Annotated in this window: 11 protein-coding genes and 2 pseudogenes; 7 read left to right on the plus strand and 6 right to left on the minus strand. The window is 70.0% G+C overall.

All coding sequences use genetic code 11. The features are described 5' to 3' along the window. Window positions 1-2: 2 nt before the first annotated feature. Complete coding sequence (locus tag FU658_RS09370) at window positions 3-1,784, minus strand: sensor domain-containing diguanylate cyclase (protein ID WP_187266034.1); 1,782 nt, start codon at window positions 1,782-1,784, stop codon at window positions 3-5. Window positions 1,785-1,936: 152 nt separating this feature from the next. Here FU658_RS09370 and FU658_RS09375 point away from each other — a divergent pair, with 152 nt between their 5' ends. Then, on the plus strand, window positions 1,937-3,142 hold the full coding sequence (locus tag FU658_RS09375) for a PQQ-dependent sugar dehydrogenase (RefSeq protein ID WP_147891844.1): 1,206 nt from the start codon (window positions 1,937-1,939) through the stop codon (window positions 3,140-3,142). Window positions 3,143-3,224: 82 nt separating this feature from the next. Here the strand turns inward: FU658_RS09375 and FU658_RS09380 are convergent, their stop codons facing one another. Continuing rightward, a complete protein-coding gene (locus tag FU658_RS09380; protein ID WP_147891845.1) occupies window positions 3,225-3,410 on the minus strand; it encodes a CsbD family protein in 186 nt (61 codons plus the stop codon). Between the two features lie 440 nt (window positions 3,411-3,850). On the opposite strand from FU658_RS09380, the gene FU658_RS09385 reads away from it, so the two are divergent. The 6 genes and pseudogenes from FU658_RS09385 (at window position 3,851) to rsxB (ending at window position 13,147) form a co-directional block, all read left to right on the plus strand. Continuing rightward, window positions 3,851-6,121, plus strand: a complete 2,271-nt coding sequence (locus FU658_RS09385; RefSeq protein ID WP_187266035.1) for an MG2 domain-containing protein — start codon at window positions 3,851-3,853, stop codon at window positions 6,119-6,121. Between the two features lie 2 nt (window positions 6,122-6,123). Beyond that, window positions 6,124-9,147: an alpha-2-macroglobulin family protein gene (locus tag FU658_RS09390; RefSeq protein ID WP_147891847.1), complete on the plus strand. Its 3,024-nt coding sequence runs from the start codon at window positions 6,124-6,126 to the stop codon at window positions 9,145-9,147. Then, a complete protein-coding gene (locus tag FU658_RS09395; RefSeq protein ID WP_255505538.1) occupies window positions 9,075-9,503 on the plus strand; it encodes an alpha-2-macroglobulin family protein in 429 nt (142 codons plus the stop codon). The genes FU658_RS09390 and FU658_RS09395 overlap by 73 nt, the downstream gene beginning before the upstream one ends. Before the next feature lie 4 nt (window positions 9,504-9,507). Next, window positions 9,508-11,877: a penicillin-binding protein 1C gene (pbpC, locus tag FU658_RS09400; protein WP_255505519.1), complete on the plus strand. Its 2,370-nt coding sequence runs from the start codon at window positions 9,508-9,510 to the stop codon at window positions 11,875-11,877. A 125-nt stretch (window positions 11,878-12,002) separates the two neighbouring features. Further along, complete coding sequence (gene rsxA, locus FU658_RS09405; RefSeq protein WP_147891849.1) at window positions 12,003-12,587, plus strand: electron transport complex subunit RsxA; 585 nt, start codon at window positions 12,003-12,005, stop codon at window positions 12,585-12,587. Between the two features lie 69 nt (window positions 12,588-12,656). Then, window positions 12,657-13,147 (plus strand): annotated as a pseudogene (gene rsxB, locus FU658_RS09410) (electron transport complex subunit RsxB). Between the two features lie 57 nt (window positions 13,148-13,204). Here rsxB and FU658_RS09415 read toward each other — a convergent pair. From FU658_RS09415 to mutL, 4 genes and pseudogenes are all read right to left on the minus strand, one after another. After that, window positions 13,205-13,867 (minus strand): peroxiredoxin, encoded by a 663-nt coding sequence (locus FU658_RS09415; RefSeq protein WP_147891850.1) that lies wholly within the window; start codon window positions 13,865-13,867, stop codon window positions 13,205-13,207. 70 nt (window positions 13,868-13,937) lie between these two features. Then, window positions 13,938-14,905: pseudogene (locus FU658_RS16055) on the minus strand (TraB/GumN family protein). After that, on the minus strand, window positions 14,847-15,815 hold the full coding sequence (locus tag FU658_RS09430; protein ID WP_187266037.1) for a DUF1684 domain-containing protein: 969 nt from the start codon (window positions 15,813-15,815) through the stop codon (window positions 14,847-14,849). The pseudogene FU658_RS16055 and the gene FU658_RS09430 overlap by 59 nt, the downstream one beginning before the upstream one ends. Window positions 15,816-15,834: 19 nt before the next feature. Beyond that, the gene (gene mutL, locus FU658_RS09435; RefSeq protein WP_147891854.1) at window positions 15,835-17,688 is read right to left on the minus strand and encodes a DNA mismatch repair endonuclease MutL; all 1,854 of its coding nucleotides are present in this window, start codon (window positions 17,686-17,688) and stop codon (window positions 15,835-15,837) included. Window positions 17,689-17,696: the final 8 nt, after the last annotated feature.

Here is a 17,696-nt window from a genome sequence, read left to right on the forward strand (position 1 = left end):
CGCTACCGGACAGTGGGCGGGCTGGCTCCGGGCATGTCATCCCCACCGTAGACCGCGATGCAATTGCGCCCCAGGCCCTTGGCCCGGTACAGCGCGGCGTCCGCCCAGCGCAGCACCTCGACCGGGTCGCCGCCGGATTTCGCGCCTTCAAGTCGGGGCACCACGCCCACGCTGGCACTCACCTCCACCACGCACCCGTCGACGACAAAGGGTGCCCGGGTGATCTTCTCGTGCAGGCGTCGCGCGACTTCGACTGCGTCCGCCTCCCGGGAGTCGCGCAACACCACCACGAACTCATCACCTCCCAGGCGACACAGGACATCGTCCTCCCGGAGCACCTGCTGGCAGCGCCGCACGAGTTCGCGCAGCACCTCGTCGCCCGCCACGTGCCCGTGCGTGTCGTTGATGTGCTTGAAGTCGTCGAGGTCGATCATGACCATGCCGGGGGAGCTGCCTGCGCCCGGCTTTCCCGCCACCAGGGCATCCAGGTGATGCTCGAGGAAGCGGCGGTTGTATGCCCCCGTGAGCGGGTCGATGTTGGCCAACTGCCTGGCCGCGGAATGCTTCCGCAGCGCCTCGTCGTGGCCGTGTCGCAGCTCGCGCACCCGGAAGGACAGGCCCATCGCCAGGATGGCCGCCTCGAGCACGGCGCCGATGTAGAACAGGTGCTCGATCAGCCACGAGCCCTCGATGAGGTCGAGGGTCAGGAGCGTTCGCGCCAGGTTGCTGGCCACCAGCAGGCTCCAGGCCAGCAGGAAGACCTTTCCTTCGAAGATGCCCCTGTGGCTGGCCAGCGCTGCGGCCCAGAGCAACAACAGCAGCATCAGGCTGCTCAGGGCCTGCACGCCCACGGCCGCCGCCACGAAGTAGGTGGCGGGCAGCACCAGCTGGACCAGGCCGAGGACCGCCAGGGGCCAGCGCAGCCGCCCGATCCATGGATCCAGGCGAGGCAGGTGGCGGGGGGAGTCGACGAAGACCTGGAAGAACAGGCTGGCGGTCACCAGCAGCGAAGCCACCAGCAGGACGTAGATCCGTGGCTCGTGGGGGAGCAGGGCCTCGGGCAGGACGTGGTCCTGCAGCAAACCCGAATCGATGCCCAGGACCAGCAGCAGCGACAGCATCGCCACCACGTAGAGCAGGTGCCCCCGTCGTCGCAGGCTCAGGTACAGCATCAGGTTGTGGAAGACCAGGCCCAACAGGATGCCGAACACCAGCCCCAGGACCAGCGTGGTGCCCGAGGCGCGCCGCGCGAACCCCTCGGCATCCTGTATGGAAAGCTGCACCGGCCGCAGGCTGCCCTGGGCAGTCTCCACCAGCATCACGATCCGTGTGGGCTCGCCCACCCGGGCAGGGAACGGCACAGCGAACTCCCGCCCGACACGCTGCGCGCCCCGGACATCCCCCAGCGACAGGCTGGCGGTGCGCAGCTCGCCGTCGGGTGTGAGGATGAAGATATCGAACTGCTGGAAGAAGCGCCTCGGCACACGCAGCACATGGCTGCCGTCCACCTCGTCCGCCTGCACCTGGAGGCTGAGGAGCATTCGCCCCGCCGACGCGTCCAGCGCGGGATCGAAGACGGAGAAGCCGCCCAACCCCATCAGTCGAGAAGGATCCGGATCCAGCGCGGGCGTGACCGGGAGGACGCCGGCGCGCTGCTTGAGGTCCGTCGTGATGCCACGCTCGGGCAGCACGACCACATCGACCCGTGCCGATGCCACCGGAGCCACGAGGAGCATGAGCAGCGCCAGCAGCGTCGCGATCGACAACCGGTCCCTCCAGCGCATCAGCCGCCTCGTGTGCATGCCTCGATGCCACCTCTCCCCCGTCCCGATGCCCCATTCTAGTGCAGCCCGACGGTGGCTCGTGCGCACCTTGCCCTGGCGTTGACGCGGGGTGCGGGATACTGGAGAAGTATTTCCAGACAAGGAGTTGTCTCATGCGCACGAATTCCCTGCCGGCCCTCACCGCCACGACCGCTGCAGTGACGGCCCTCCTGGTTGCCGGTGCTGCGGTCGCATCCCCGTCCGTCTCCAGTGAAACGGTCGCCTCGGACATCGCGTCGGAAGCCGGCGCCCTGCGCCTCACGCGTGTCGTTTCGGGCCTGGAGCATCCCTGGGCCGTGGCCTGGCTGCCCGATGGGCGCATGCTCGTCACCGAACGCCCCGGGCGGATGCACATCGTCGATGGCGACGACATCCAGTCGCTGTCGGGTGTTCCCGACGTGGGCATCGCCGGTGGCAACCAGGGCGGCTTGCTCGACGTGGTCGTGCACCCGGACCACGCGCGCAACGGGTGGGTCTATTTCACCTACTCCAGCCCCGGAGACAATGACGCGGTCACCAGTGGCGAGGACATCGGCACGGCAACCGCGCTTGCCCGCGCGCGGATCAACGACGACGGTGACGGTTTGACCGACGTGGAGACGCTCTACGCGCAGATGCCACGACACAACCCGGGCCGCCACTACGGCTCGCGCATCGTGTTCCCCGGCGACGGCCATGTCGTCTTCTCGATCGGCGACCGGGGCCTGCGCTGGACCGCCCAGGACCTGACCGACCCCGCCGGGTCGATCATCCGCCTGCGCGAGGATGGTGGCGCCCCCGACTCCAACCCCTTCGTCGGAAAGTCCCCCGGCAACCTGCGCCCGGAGATCTGGTCGTTCGGACACCGCAACAACCAGGGGCTCGCGATCCACCCCGACACCGGTGAGATCTGGACCACGGAGCATGGGCCGAAAGGCGGCGACGTGTTGCACCGCATCGAGGAGGGCGCCAACTACGGCTGGCCCCAGGTGGCCCATGGCACCGAATACTCCACAGACGAGCAGGTGGGCATCGGACGCGAAGCACCGGGCGTGACGCCTGCGGTGTATGTCTGGGACGAGTCGATGGCGCCTTCCGGCCTTGCGTTCTATACCGGCGATGCGTTCCCGGCGTGGCAGGGCCAGTTGTTCGCCGGTTCGCTGGCAAAGAAGCAGCTGCACCGGCTGGTCATCGACGGACAGGACGTGACCCATGAGGAAGTGCTGCTGAGCGACACCATCGGCCGCATCCGCGATGTCCGCCAGGGCCCCGACGGCTACCTCTACCTGCTCACCGATGAAGAGGATGGCGGCCTGTATCGCCTGGAACCCGCCGGTTGAATCCGGCAGGGCCCTGACGGCCGGGTTTCACGCATGACAAGCAAGGCTCCAGCCTCGATCTGGAGCCTTGCGCCGTTGCGGATCAGGGCTTGCTGCGGGAATCGCGCACCTTGTCGGTGGCCTTGCCCACGGCCTTCTGGGCCTTCCCGACAGTCTTCTGCGTCTTGCCCTCGAGCACCTTGGTGCGATTCCCGGTGAGCTTGCCGGACACTTCCTTCAGCGAGCCCTTGACCTGGTGCTTGGTGCCTTCCACGCGATTCTTGTCCATGAACCTGTCCTCCTGTCCTGCACGATCGCAGCACCCCACTCATAGTCCGGACCGGCTTAGTGGCAAGTGAACTGCCCGCGGCACGCGTTCGGGAGCCTGGTCATCGGACCGGCGGAGGACCCGCCCGCAAACCGCCACATTTTCCCGCCGAACCGGCAGATGCCGGCGCCATACTTCCCCCGCCATGACCGATCGAGTCCGCGCCGCAACGGCCGGGCAACCGGCAAGCGAGGGGAAGCGCGATGGGCGAGTCGAAGGAAGGCGGGAGCAGCAAGGCCAGGGCGTCATGGTCCAGATTCCACCGCACCATGTTCGGCGAGGTGAGCTGGCAGCCACCGGCTTGGGGCCACCGACTTGCCAGCCGCGTCCGGAGCCGCCCGCTCCTCTGGCTGGGCTTGCCGGGCCTCGTCCTTGTTCTGCTGGCATCGGGCATCGGCTGGATGCTGCGTCCACCGGTCATCGCACCCGACGCGATCTCCGCCACGCTGCGCGCACCGGGACTTACCGACTATGAGCGCACGCCGCCTGCGATCCGATCGCTGCGGCTTCGCTTCGATGGCGCGGTAGCGCCCCTGGAAGCCATCGGCGAAGCCGGCGAGCGCAGCCGCGAACCCAAGGGCCTGGAACTGAGTCCCGCCCACCCCGGCACCTGGGTCTGGCGCAGCGACAAGGAACTGGTGTTCAACCCGGCGGAGGACTGGCCGGTCGGGCAGGACTTCCGTCTGCAGATCGATGCACGCCACGCCGTCGCACCGGGCATCAGCCTGGCCCAGTCCAGGCACGGGTTTTCCACCCCGGCGTTCTCGGTCCGGGCCGAGCAGGCGGAGTTCTACCAGGACCCCGAAGACGCGTCGCTCAAGCGCGGCGTCTACACACTGTCCTTCACCCATCCAGTCGATGCCGCGCAACTGGAGCGCAGGCTCTCGCTCGCGCTCGAGGACAGCACCGGTCGACGGCTGGGTTCGCCCACGTTCGCGACCCGCTACGACGAGCGCAGGCTCAAGGCGTGGGTGCAGTCCGATCCGCTGACGCTGCCGGAGAATGGCGGCCTGCTCAGGTTGTCGCTCGCGGCGGGAAGCACCGCCTCCCTGCCCGGCCGCTCGCGCGCCCCGGAGCTCGAGACCACCCTCGCGCTGCCGGCGCTCTACAGCGTGGAGCTGTCCGGTCTGGACGCGGTCCTGGCCGACAACGAGCGCCACGAGCCCGAACAGGTGCTGAGCTTCGGTTTCAACCACGACCTGCGCGACACGGACGTCGGGAATGGCGCACGTGCATGGCTGCTGCCCGAACGGCGCACGCTGCGACCGGATGAACAGCCGCCCCGACGCCCATGGCCGGTGCCCTACCCGTGGTCGCCCAACGATATCGACGAGGCCTTGCTGGCGGAGTCGGAACGACTGGATCTCCAGGCGCTGCCGCCCGAGCGCGAGTGGACCCGCCAGCACGACTTCCGCTACCAGGCGCCGCCGGGGCGCCGCGTGTACGTCCATGTGGCCGCCGGCCTGGAAAGCTTCGGCGGCTTCCGCATGGGCAAGCCGGCCCAGCGCGTTCTCACCGTGCCGCCCTACCCGAAGCTGCTGCGTTTCGTCGGCGAGGGTTCGCTGCTGTCCTTGCGCGGCGAGCGCCGCGTGTCCATCGTCTCGCGCAACACCGACGCGCTGCGCCTGGAAATCGGCCGGATCCTGCCCGGCCAGTTGCATCACCTCGCCTCGGGCCATCGCGGCAGCTTGTCGGAGCCCCACCTGTGGCAGCTCGGCGAGGACGCGCTGGTCGAGCGCTTCGAGAAACGCGTCACGCTGCCCAACGAGGACCCCGCACGCTCGGACTACACCGGCGTCGACCTCGGCGAATTCTTTGATGCCCGGCGCCGTGGCGTGTTCCTGCTCAGCCTGCGCGAGCTCAGCGCGCACGACCGTCAACTGACCCCCGAGCAGACCCTGGCACGCAACGCCGGCAACGAGCTCGACCGGCGCCTCGTGGTGCTCACCGACCTTGGCGTCATCGCGAAGCTCAACCTCGACACGAGCCGCGAGGTGTTCGTGCAGTCGCTCTCCGGCGAAGGCCCGGTCAGCGGCGCGCGCGTGGCCGTCATCGCCCGCAACGGCGAGACGCTGTTCTCCACCATCACCGGTGCGGATGGCCATGCCTCGCTGCCCTCGCTGGAAGGCCACACCCGTGAGCGCCTCCCGGTCATGCTCGCGGTCAGCAAGGGCCAGGACCTCAGCTTCCTGCCGCTGGGCGGGCGCCAGCGCGTGCTCGACACCTCGCGCTTCGATGTCGGCGGCGAGCCCAACGAGCTCGAGGCGGGCGCACTGCGTGCGGTGCTGTTCTCCGACCGCGGACTGTATCGCCCCGGCGAAACGGTGAACCTCGGGCTGATCCTGCGCGCCCAGGACTGGGACCAGTCACCACAGGGCCTGCCGATGGAACTGGTGGTCACCGATCCGCGTGGCAGCGTCGCGCGGCGACAGTCCATCGCCTTCGGACCGGAGGGCTTCGAGGAAGCCAGCTTCACCCCGCCCCGGTCCGCGCCCAGTGGTCCCTGGCAGACCACGCTGTACCTGCTCGAGCGCAGCGACCGGCGGCGCGCGATCGGCACCACCACGGTGCAGGTGCGCGAGTTCCGTCCCGATACGATGCGGGTGCGCGCCCGCCTGTCCAGCCACAATCCGCGCGCTGGGTGCATCCCGACGGCCTGGCCGCCGAGGTGAGCGTGGAAAACCTCTTCGGCACCCCGGCCCAGGACCGTCGCGTGGAGGGGCGCCTGAACCTGCGCCCGATCCTGCCCAGTTTCGCGGGCTGGCCGGGCTTCCGCTTCCACGACCCGCAACGCGCCAGCGAAGGCGTCGGCGAGGACCTCGAAGCCGCACGCACCGACGCCGATGGACGCGTGTCGCTGCCCTTGGGCCTGGAGCGCTACGAGCGCGCCACGTACCGTCTCGACCTGCTGGTGAGGGCATTCGAACCCGGAAGCGGGCGTGGGGTCGCCGCCCAGGCCGAGGCGCTGGTCAGCGAGGCGGACTACCTCATCGGCGTGCGCACGCCCGACCCGCTGCGCTGGATCGCACGCGGCGAGCAGCGCGCGGTGATCGTCGTGGGCATCGGTCCCGATGGCGAGGCACGCGCCGTGGACGGCCTGCGCGCCGTGCTGGTGGAGCGCCGCTTCGTCTCGGTGCTGACCCGCGGCAACGATGGGCTGTACCGGTACGTCTCGCGCCCACGCCGCGACGAGCGTGGCGAGCAGCCGCTGGCGCTCGGGGGCGAACCGCGAAACCTGGTGCTGGATACCGCCACGCCCGGTGACTGGACGCTGGAGATCCGCGATGCCCACGACACGGTGCTCAACACGATCGACTGGACCGTCGCCGGCAATGCCAACCTGAGCCGCAACCTGGAGCGCAACGCGGAACTGGCCATCACGCTGGACCGGCGCAGCTATGCGCCGGGCGAGGAGATCGAACTCAGTCTGCGCGCGCCGTATCCAGGCCGTGGCGTCATCACGATCGAGCGCGACCGCGTCCATGCCCACACCTGGTTCGAGGCCGACACCACCGCCTCGGTCCAGCGCATCCGCGTGCCCGAGGGCATCGAGGGCAATGCCTACGTCAGCGTGCAGTACCTGCGCGATCCGGATTCGCCCGAAATCTTCACCAGCCCGCTGAGCTGGGGCGTGGCGCCGTTCGAGATCGACCGCGATGCGCGCACCCTGCCCCTGGCCATCGAACTCGAACCGCGGGTGCGGCCGGGCGAAGCCCAGGCCATCACCGTGCGCAGCGGATCCCCGGCCCGGGTGGCCCTGTTCGTGGTCGACGAAGGCATCCTGCAGGTGGCCGGCTACCGCGTGCCCGACCCGCTGGACCACTTCCTGCGCAAGCGCATGCACCAGGTCGCCACCGCCCAGATCCTCGACCTGGTGTTGCCGGAGTTCCGCCACTTCCAGGCGCTGGCGGCACCCGGCGGCGACAGCGAGGGCGCCGGGGCACGCCATCTCAACCCGTTCCGCCGACGCGGCGAGGCACCGGCGGTGTGGTGGTCGGGCCTGGTGGACAGCGACGGCGAGTCCCACTTCCAGCTCACCCTGCCCGAGCACTTCAACGGCCGCGTGCGCGTGGTGGCGGTCGCGGTGAGTCCCCAGCGGATGGGCATTGCCGAGACGACACAGACCGTCCGCGGCGACTTCGTGCTGACGCCGACCGTGCCCACGCACGTCGCCCCGGGCGACGTGTTCGAACTGCCCGTGGGTGTCGCCAACACGCTCGAGATCGACGAGGACACAGCGGTCGACGTGCATCTGGAGGTGACCCTGCCCGAGGGGATGGAGCGCATCGATGATGCGAACCAGCCGCTGAGCCTGCGTCCCGGCGAGGAGGGCCTCGTCGCGCTGCAGCTTCGGGTCGGCCCCCACCCCGGCGCGGTCCCGATCCGCATCGAGGCGCGCTCAGGCGCCCACCGGGCCCGGCGCAACATCGAAGTCTCGGTTCGCCCCGCCCTGGTTGCCGAGAACCGGACGCGGATCGGGCGCGCAATCCGCGATACGCCGATCGACGACCTGCGCCGGATGCACGAAGCCTTCTCCACCCGACGTCTCTCCGCCTCGCCTTCCCCGCTGGTGGCGATCGACGGCTACGCGCACTGGCTCGACGGGTTCGCGCACGCCTGCACCGAGCAGCTGGTCAGTCGGCTGATCCCGCACCTCGTGCAGGCGAAGCATCCGGAGCTGGTCGGCGGGAATCGGAATGCGGACGCGTTGGCGAGCACCCTCGACCTGCTTCGGACGCGCCAGAACAGCGAGGGTGGCTTCGGCTACTGGCGCGCGACGATCGAGGCCGAGCCCTTCGTTTCGGCCTGGACGACGCTCGCCCTGGTGGAGGCACGCGATCGCGGGCAACGGGTCCCGGCGGACATGCTCGACGCCAGCAACCGCTACCTGCGCCGGCATGCCGCCGACCATGGCCTGACCGCGCTGCATGAGCAGCGCTCCCGGGCGATGGCGGTGTACCTGCTGGCCCGGCAGGGACAGCAGGTCGGTGACCTGCTGGCCACGCTGCAGACCCAGCTCGAGCGCGACCACCCCAAGGGCTGGCGCGACGACACCGCGGGCGGCCTGGTCGCGGCGAGCTTCCAGCTGCTGCGCCAGGACCGCGCCGCCGCCCCGCTGGCGAACCGGATGCGGGAACTGGCCATCGCACCCGAGGACACGGAGCACCACTTCGCCGACTTCAACGATCCGCTGATCGCCCAGGCCTGGCGCCTCTACCTGCTTCACAGGCACTTTCCGCAGCAGGTGCGAGGCCTGCCCGCAAGCACCGTGGAATCGCTGCTCGACCCGATCCGCGAGACGCGCTTCAACACGCTCAGCGCCGCGCTGGCGATCCTTGCCCTGGAGGCGATGGATCCGGGTGAGGGCAGCGTGCCAGGGCTGGCAGTGGAGTCCGCCGACGGCGGACGGCTCGCCATCGGCGAGGCCACCGGCCGCCTGGTGCGTGCCGGGCTCGAGCCCACTGCGCGGCGCTTGTGGGTCGAGCCGCCGATGCCACGCCGGCCTGGTACGTGCTCAATGAATCCGGCTTCGACATCGGCGCGCCCGATGCGGTGCAGGACCGTGGCCTGGAGGTGCAACGCGACTACCTCGACGCCGAGGGCCAGCCGACCACCAGCGTGGCCGTGGGTGGCGAGCTCACCGTCCGGCTGCGGCTGCGCGCCCGTGGCGAACGGGCCTGGCAGCACGTCGCCGTGAGCGACCTGCTGCCCGGCGGGTTCGAGCTGGTGCTCGACACGCCCGCCAGCACTCCCCCCGCGCAGGACGACCCCGACCGGGAACAACCCGCAAGCGCGGACGTTCCGGCGGCACCGACACTGGCGCGCCCGGGTTCGAGCTTCGTGCCGGAGCACGCCGAGATGCGCGAGGACCGTGTCGTGCTGTACGGCACGATCCAGCCGCAGATGCAGGAGTTCCGCTATCGCATCCGGGCCGGCAGCATCGGCGAATTCGAGATCCCGCCGGTGCATGCGGAATCGATGTATCGCCAGGACGTGCTGGCACGCGGCAGCCCCGGCGAGCGGATGATCGTGGCCCCGGTGGACGGGGAGTGAGGTGGTGAACCCGCGCGCGCGCCGGTTCGCCCGCTGGTTCGCCGTGCTCTGGCTCGGTGCCCTGCTGCTGTCGGCCTCAGCCCTCCTGGGGCTGCGCCTGGTGCCGCACCCGCCGCTGTCCGACGGTGTCATGGGCTCGACCGCCGTGCTGGATCGCGAGGGTCGCCTGCTGCGGCTCTCGCTGGCTGCGGACGAGCGCTATCGGCAATGGGTGCCGCTCGAGGAGATCTCGCCCACCCTGGTCGAGGCGGTGCTGATCTACGAGGACGCCTGGTTCCGCCACCACCCGGGGGTGAATCCGGTCAGCCTGGTGCGGGGCGCATGGAGCAGTCATGTCAGCCGCCGCGCCATCGTCGGTGGGTCCACCATCACCATGCAGCTGGCGCGCCTGCGTGGGCGACTGGAGACCCGCAGCGTGCGCGGCAAGCTGGTGCAGATCCTGCACGCGCTGCACCTCGAGGCCCGCTGTTCGAAGGACGACATCCTTGAGGCCTATCTCAACCTGGCACCCTACGGCGGCAACATCGAGGGCGTCGCCGCAGCCAGCCGGATCTACTTCGACAAGCCGCCAGGCGAACTGACCCTGCCCGAGGCCCTGACCCTGGCCGTGCTGCCGCAAGCACCCTCGCGGCGCGGCCGGCTCCACCGCAGCGAGGACGGCGAGGCCTACCTGGGCGCCGGACTGGCCGCGGCACGTGGCCGTGCGTTCGAACGCTGGCAGGCACGCCATGGTGCCAGCGAATCCGAGCATGCCCTGATGCGACTGCCGATGCGCCTGCGCGGACCGCGCGCGCTCCCGTTCCATGCGCCGCACTTCGCCGACCGCGTGCTGGCCGAGCAGGCCCTGGGCAGGGAGCGCGCCGCCGAGATCACCACCACGCTGGACCTGCGCCTGCAGCGGCTGGTGGAAACGCGGGTGACCCAGTACCTGCGCGGCAAGGCGCATCGGGGCATCGACAACGCCGCCGTGCTGATCGTCGACACCCGCGACATGGGCGTGCGCGCGCTGGTCGGTTCGGCGAACTTCCACGACGAGGCGCTGTCCGGCCAGGTCAACGGCACCGATGCCAAGCGCTCGCCCGGCTCGACACTCAAGCCCTTCATCTATGCACTGGCGATCGACCAGGGGGTGCTGCATCCCGCCACCGTCCTGCGCGATGTCCCGACGGCGTTCGGGCCCTACACGCCGGAGAACCACGACGGTGGCTTCGCCGGCCCCGTGAGCGCCACGGACGCCCTCAATCGCAGCCGCAACATACCCGCGGTGCGCGTTTCCGCGCAGCTTGACCAACCCGGCCTCTACGACTTCCTTCGCGAGTCCGGTGTGCGCGGGCTTGCCAGCGAGCAGCACTACGGCCTTGCCCTGGTGCTCGGCGGCGGTGAGGTGACGATGGAGGAACTGGCGCGGATGTACGCGCTGTTCAACAACCAGGGCCGGGTGCGTCCGCTGCGCTGGCGCGAGGCCGACCCCAGCTCGCCCGGCACCGCCCTGCTCAGCCCGGAGGCCGCATGGATAACCCGCGACATGCTGCGCGCCCACCCTCGCCCCGGCGGCGCGAGTGCATCCGACCAGGCCCGCGTGCCGATCGCATGGAAGACCGGAACCTCATGGGCCTTCCGCGACGCATGGACTGCCGGCGTCGTCGGTCCCTATGCGCTGGTGGTGTGGATGGGCAACTTCGACGGCCGCGGCAATCCCGCCCTGGTCGGCGTCGAGTCGGCGGCACCGTTGTTCTTCGACCTGGTTGATGCGCTGCATGCCTCTCAGGTCCCGCTGGGCGACCCGGTGAAGCGCATGCCGGCACGGCTGGCCCGGGTCGAGGTGTGCCTTGCCAGCGGCGACCTGCCCAACGCGCACTGCCCCTCGCGCGGCGAAACCTGGTTTGTCGCCGGCGTCTCGCCGATCCGCGTGAGCACCATCCATCGTCCGGTCAACATCGACATGGCCACCGGTGCGGTGGTCTGCGGTCGGTTCGACCCCGCCACGATGCGCCAGGACGTGCACGAGTTCTGGCCGTCCGACCTGTCGCGCCTGTTCGCCCAGGCTGGCATGCCCCGCCGCAGGCCTCCGCCCGGAGCGGCTTGCGATGGTGCCCGGGCCTGGCAGGGGGCCGCCCCGGAGATCACGTCGCCCTGGCGCGGGACCACCTACGCGCTGCGGCTGGACGATCCCGCGAACCCCGGCCTCGCGCTGTCGGCGACGGCCTCCGCCGATGCCACCAGGCTCTTCTGGTTCGCCGACGGCGCGTTCGTCGGTGAGAGCGCGATCGGCGAGTCCCTGGCATGGCGTCCCCAGCGGACCGGAACCACCACGGTGAGCGTGGTGGACGACCTCGGCCGCGCCGAGAGTCGCGAGATCAACGTCTCCCGCTAGGACCCACCACAGCCCGAACCCCTGCGGCGGCAGGTCACGATCCGGATCCGGCGGAGGATGCCATCGGCGGGCATCCAGGCGGCAATACAGGCGGTTCCAGCGCCACCGTCGGGTAAACTCCGGCCATGACCGACCTGTTCCTGATCCTCATCGGCACCGTGCTGGTCAACAACTTCGTGCTGGTGAAGTTCCTCGGGCTGTGCCCGTTCATGGGCGTATCGCGCAAGCTCGACGCGGCCTACGGCATGGCGATGGCCACCGGCTTCGTGCTGACCTTGTCCGCGGCGATCGCCTGGGTCGTGCACCACTGGCTGCTGGTGCCGCTGGGCCTGGAATACCTGCGCACGCTCAGCTTCATCCTGGTCATCGCCTCGGTCGTCCAGTTCACCGAAACCCTGATGCACCGCCAGAGCCCCCGCCTGTATCGGGTGCTGGGCATCTTCCTGCCGCTGATCACGACCAACTGCGCGGTGCTGGGCGTGGCCCTGCTCAACATCCAGGCGCGCAACTCCCTGTTCGAGTCGGTGGTCTACGGCTTCGGTGCCGCGCTCGGCTTCGGCCTGGTGCTGGTGATGTTCGCGGCGATGCGCGAGCGCCTGGAAGCGGCCGACGTGCCCCTGAGCTTCCGCGGCGCGCCGATCGCGCTGGTGACCGCCGGCATCATGGCGCTGGCCTTCCTCGGCTTCGCCGGCATGGCCCCGGCGGCCTAGTCGATGGGCGCGATCATCGCCCTCGTGCTCCTCGCGGCCAGCTTCGGTGCGGTGCTGGGCTGGGCGGCACTGCGCTTCCGGGTCGAGAGCGACCCGATCGTGGAGCAGATCGACCAGCTGCTGCCGCAAACCCAGTGCGGGCAGTGCGGCTACCCGGCTGCCGCCCCTATGCCGAGGCGATCGCGGCCGAACAGGCCGACATCAACCAGTGCCCGCCAGGCGGAGAGGCCGGGGTCCGGGCGCTCGCCACGCTGCTGGGCCGGGAGCCGAAACCGCTCAACCCCGAGAACGGGGTCGAGGCTCCGAAGAAGCTGGCGCTGATCATCGAGGCCGACTGCATCGGCTGCACCAAATGCATCCAGGCCTGCCCGGTCGACGCGATCATCGGTGCGCCGAAGCTCATGCATACGGTCATCGACGAACTGTGCACCGGCTGCGAGCTGTGCCTGCCGCCGTGCCCGGTGGACTGCATCGAACTGGTGGACCCGCCCGGCGATCCGCGCCGCTACGTCCAGCCGCTCCCAGCGAGACGGATCGCCTCCACACTGGTGGCCCGCTGAGCGGAAGGCCCGTCGATCGCCCGGGCGCCACCGACCGGCTCCCGGGCCCGGGCGCCGTCAATCCTTGGGCTGCTGGACGATGCGCAGGTAGGGCTTGGGCGACTTCCAGCCCTGCGGAAACTTCTGCTTCGCATCCTCGTCGCTCACCGCGGGCGTGATGATCACATCCTCGCCCTGCTGCCAGTCCGACGGCGTGGCCACCTTGTGCCGGGCCGTGAGCTGCATCGAATCGATCACGCGCAGGATCTCGGAGAAGTTGCGCCCGGTGGTCATCGGGTACTGCAGGATCAGCTTGATCAGCTTGTCCGGGCCAATGATGTAGACGCTGCGAACGGTGGCATTGTCCGCCGGGGTACGCCCCTGGCTGCTGTCGCCGGCATCGGCCGGCAACATGCCGTAGAGCTTGGCGATCGCGAGATCGCTGTCACCGATCATCGGATAGCTCACCGGGTGCCCGGAAACATCCTCGATGTCCTTCGACCAGCGCTCGTGGTCCTCGACCGGGTCGACGCTCAGCCCGATGATCTTCACCCCCCGCCTGTCGAACTCGGGCTTGAGTCTCGCCGCCGCGCCAAGCTCGGTGGTGCACACCGGGGTGAAGTCCTTCGGGTGGGAAAACAGCACGGCCCAGCTGTCGCCCAGCCAGTCGTGGAAGCGGATCTCGCCGTGGGTGGTCCGGGCGGTGAAGTCCGGGGCCTTGTCGCCGATCTTGAGGCTCATGGGAGCATCCTTGGGGCAGAGGGAAGCTCCGTGTAGCACGGGATCCGTTTCCTCGGCGTAAAGCCTGCCCTCAGCGGTGCCCGACCCGCTCGAAGCGCACGCCCCGGGCCTCCATCAGCGCCGGCAGTCCGTCCTCTCCGACCAGGTGCAGCGCGCCCACCACGACCAGGGTGGTGCCCGGCTGGTCCAGCAGGGCCTGGATCTGCGGCACCCAGCGCTCGTTGCGCTCCAGGTTGGTCAGTCGCGCGGTGACCGGCGTCTTGGCCATCATCTCGTCGATCACGACCTGCTCCAGCGCCTTCGCGTCGCCACTGCGCCAGGCGACATGCAGGCGCTCGACGTCCTCGCGCAGTTCCGCGGGCGGCTTGAGGCTTTCGCGCAGGGAGATCTCCTGCTCCTCCCACGGCCCGCCATCGAGCGCGGCAAGCTGGTCGTCGACGGTTTCCAGGCCTCCGGTCGGCTTGCCATCCTGGGCAACCCGGGCCATGAAGTGCTGGTCCAGTCCCCGGGTGGCGTCGAAGCCCGCCGCCTGCATCGTCGTCAACGCGATGCTGAGCCCGAAGAACCAGGGCTTGTAGGGGTCGACGGCGGGTAGGGCCGCCTCGCTGCCCAGGAACTTCACCAGCTTCTCGCGCGTCTCGGGCTGCACCATCTCGCTGAGCTTTTGCCCTTCCGGCAGCATGCCGCAGCCGTGAACTTGCGCGCCAGGTCCGGGGACTGCATGTCTGCGGGGCTGATCTCGAAGATCACCCGGTCGGCCCCCTGGTAGGCCTGCTCGAGCGATTTCGCCAGCGGGTAGTCGCTGGGGCGGAGCAGGTGGAACGACCCCACCAGGTACACCGTGCCTTCGCTGCCGGTGGCGCGCCACATCAGTGGCGTGGGCGGTTCGGCCAGCACCGGGGCGGTGAACAGCAACAGCATGAAGGCCACGAAGGCGCGCTTGAGCATCGGAATCTCCCTGGAAAGTTTGGTCATTGCTTCATTGCAGCTGGTAGGCGGCCGCCGGACTGGGGCCGGCGTAGGCGCGCTCGCCCGCATCGATGACCAGGTCGAGCCGGTTCTCGGGCGGTGGCAACGGGCAGGTGGTGTAGGCACTGAATGCACACGGCGGGTTGTAGCCGCGGTTGAAATCGATCACCACGCGTCCGTCCTCGGGCGGCGCCGTGTACAGGAACCGACCGCCGGCGTACGTGTCGCGGCCGTTGGTGCGGTCGGCGTAGACGACGAAAAAGGTGCCATCGGGCCCCTCGAGGGCCTCGAGCGAATGGCGCTCGCCGTCCCGCTCGAACTCGATGCGCCCCGGATTGACGGTCGCCTCCTCGTCGCCCAGCACGTTGATGATCGGGATCGTGCGGCCCGGCGCGTGGGCATGGAAGTCGGCCTCGATGCGCCAGCCCGGCTCGGCCGGGAAGTACTCCAGCCCGACGAAGCCGGTGCGGGTCGGGGACTCGTCGTGCATGACCCTCAATGCGAAACGCTCGCCCCGCCGGATCACCTCGAAGCGGCCGCGCCCCTCGTCGAAGCCGATCCGCGGGGAAGCCCCCGCATCCGGCGGCGTCAGGTCCATCGGCGCGACCACCCCGGCCCCCTGGAAACGCAGCGCGTGGCCCGGCAGGGGGTGCAGGACCACCCGGGTGCCCACGAGCTCCAGCTCGCCCACCGCGGCTTCGGCGGGATCGAAGCGGTAGCGCACGGCCTCACCGCCACCGAAGGCATGACGGCCCGGGACCAGCCAATCGCGCGACACCAGCGCGAGCCAGCCATCGGGCCGCATCAGGCGCTCCAGGCGATCGGCCTGCCATGCGCTGTTCTCCTGGTGGAAGGCGTCGACGCGCACGAGTTCGCGCGCCCGTTCGTCACGGTCCGCGCCGCAGGCGACCAGTACCCCACCCAGCAGCATGGCGATGGCGAGCTTCATCATCGCCGTTCCCGGCATCGGTATTCTCATTGCGTCTCCCAAACCTCGCTCAGCGCCCACGCAGGAACAGGCGATCGAGTTCGTCCATGCCCAGTTGGACCCAGGTGGGACGGCCATGGTTGCACTGCCCCGAGCGCTCGGTCGCCTCCATGTCGCGCAGCAGCGCATTCATTTCCGGTACGCCCAGGCGACGGTTGGCGCGCACCGAGCCGTGGCAGGCCATCGTCGAGAGCAGCTCGTTGCGCGCCTCGTGCACGCGCCGCGAATCCCCGTGCTCGGCGATGTCGGCCAGGACATCGAGCACGAGCTGGCGCGCATCGCTGCCTTCGAGCAAGGCCGGAACGGCATGCACCGCCACGGACTGGGGCCCGGTACGCCGGAGCTCGAAGCCCAGGCGCGACAGCACCTCGGCATGGGCCTCGGCCGTGTCGGCCTCGCGCTCGCTGAGCGCCAGCGACAACGGCACCAGCAGCGGCGTCGGACGGATGCCGTCGCCATCCTGGGCGCGCTTGAGGCGCTCGTAGGTGATGCGTTCATGGGCCGCATGCATGTCGACCAGGATCAGCCCGTGCGCGTTCTGCGCCAGCACGAAGACGCCGTGCAGCTGGGCCAGCGCATAGCCCAGCGGTGGTGGCTGGTCATCGGTCTGGGCCGGCATCGGCTCGGCCTGCCGGGCGCCTGCACCGCCGGCGTACAACTCGCGGTAGGCCGAGACCGTGTCGGAGACGGCCAGACCCAGGCCAGACTGCCCGGGCACCCTCGCGCCCCAGTGGCCGCCATCCCGATGACCCTGGGCCATGCCGATCGCACCCGACGGCGACATCGCACCGCCTTCGCCACCCGTTCCGCCGGGCCCTGCCCCCGACATGATCGAACCCGCCGCCGGCTGCCCGCCGGCCAGCCCGGCACGGGTGTCGGCCAGGGCCTCGTGCAAGGTCCGGTAGAGGAAGTCGTGCACCAGCCGACCATCGCGAAAGCGCACCTCGTGCTTGGCCGGATGCACGTTGACGTCGACGCGGCGCGGGTCGATCTCCAGGAACAGGACGAAGGCCGGGTGGCGCCCGTGGAACAGCACGTCGGCATAGGCCTGGCGCACCGCGTGGGCGACGATGCGGTCGCGCACGGCGCGGCCGTTGACATAGAAGTACTGCTGGTTGGCCGAGGAGCGCGCGGCGGTGGGCAGGCCGACCCAACCGTGCAGGCGCAGCCCCGCCCCGCTGTGGTCGATGGCCAGGCACTGGGAGGTGAAATCCGGGCCCAGCGCCTCGGCCACCCGGGCCAGGTGTTCGCCGTCGCCGCCGACCGGACGGTAATGGCGGGACTGGCGTCCGTTGTGGCTGATCCGAAGCTCCACCCGGGGGCGCGCCAAGGCCAGCGATCGCAGCCACTCCTCGATGTGGCCCAGTTCGGTGCGCTCGGCACGCAGGAAGCGCCGGCGGGCAGGCACGTTGTAGAACAGGTCGCGTACCTCCACCGTGGTTCCCGGGGGATGCGGATGCGGGGACAGCTCCCCGGCGCGCCCTCCGTCGACTTCCAGGCGATGGGCGTGCTCGGCGCCATCCGGGCGCGAAGTCAGCGCGAAGCGGCTCACCGAAGCGATCGACGGCAGCGCCTCGCCGCGGAAGCCCAGCGTGCCGACCTCCTCGAGGTCCTCGAGGCTGGTGATCTTGCTGGTCGCGTGTCGCGCCACGGCCAGCGGCAGCTGGTCCCTGGGGATGCCACCGCCGTCGTCGCGGATGCGGATCAGCCGGGCACCGCCCTCCTCCAGGTCGATGTCCACGCGGGTGGCGCCGGCATCAAGTGCGTTCTCCACCAGCTCCTTGACCACCGAGGCCGGACGCTCCACCACCTCGCCGGCGGCGATCTGGTTGACCAGGGTGTCGGGAAGTTGCTGGATCGGCACGAACGGCA

The sequence above is a fragment of the Alkalisalibacterium limincola genome, assembly GCF_008017755.1.
GTDB lineage: Bacteria > Pseudomonadota > Gammaproteobacteria > Xanthomonadales > Xanthomonadaceae > Alkalisalibacterium > Alkalisalibacterium limincola.

What these genes read in the sequence shown, in the direction of transcription:
- FU658_RS09370 (WP_187266034.1), bottom strand. Translation starts at nt 1,784, where the DNA reads ATGCGCTGGAGGGACCGGTTGTCGATCGCGACGCTGCTGGCGCTGCTC.
- FU658_RS09385 (WP_187266035.1), top strand. Translation starts at nt 3,851, where the DNA reads ATGCTGCGTCCACCGGTCATCGCACCCGACGCGATCTCCGCCACGCTG.
- FU658_RS09415 (WP_147891850.1), bottom strand. Translation starts at nt 13,867, where the DNA reads ATGAGCCTCAAGATCGGCGACAAGGCCCCGGACTTCACCGCCCGGACC.
- FU658_RS09375 (WP_147891844.1), top strand. Translation starts at nt 1,937, where the DNA reads ATGCGCACGAATTCCCTGCCGGCCCTCACCGCCACGACCGCTGCAGTG.
- FU658_RS09430 (WP_187266037.1), bottom strand. Translation starts at nt 15,815, where the DNA reads ATGAGAATACCGATGCCGGGAACGGCGATGATGAAGCTCGCCATCGCC.
- rsxA (WP_147891849.1), top strand. Translation starts at nt 12,003, where the DNA reads ATGACCGACCTGTTCCTGATCCTCATCGGCACCGTGCTGGTCAACAAC.
- FU658_RS09380 (WP_147891845.1), bottom strand. Translation starts at nt 3,410, where the DNA reads ATGGACAAGAATCGCGTGGAAGGCACCAAGCACCAGGTCAAGGGCTCG.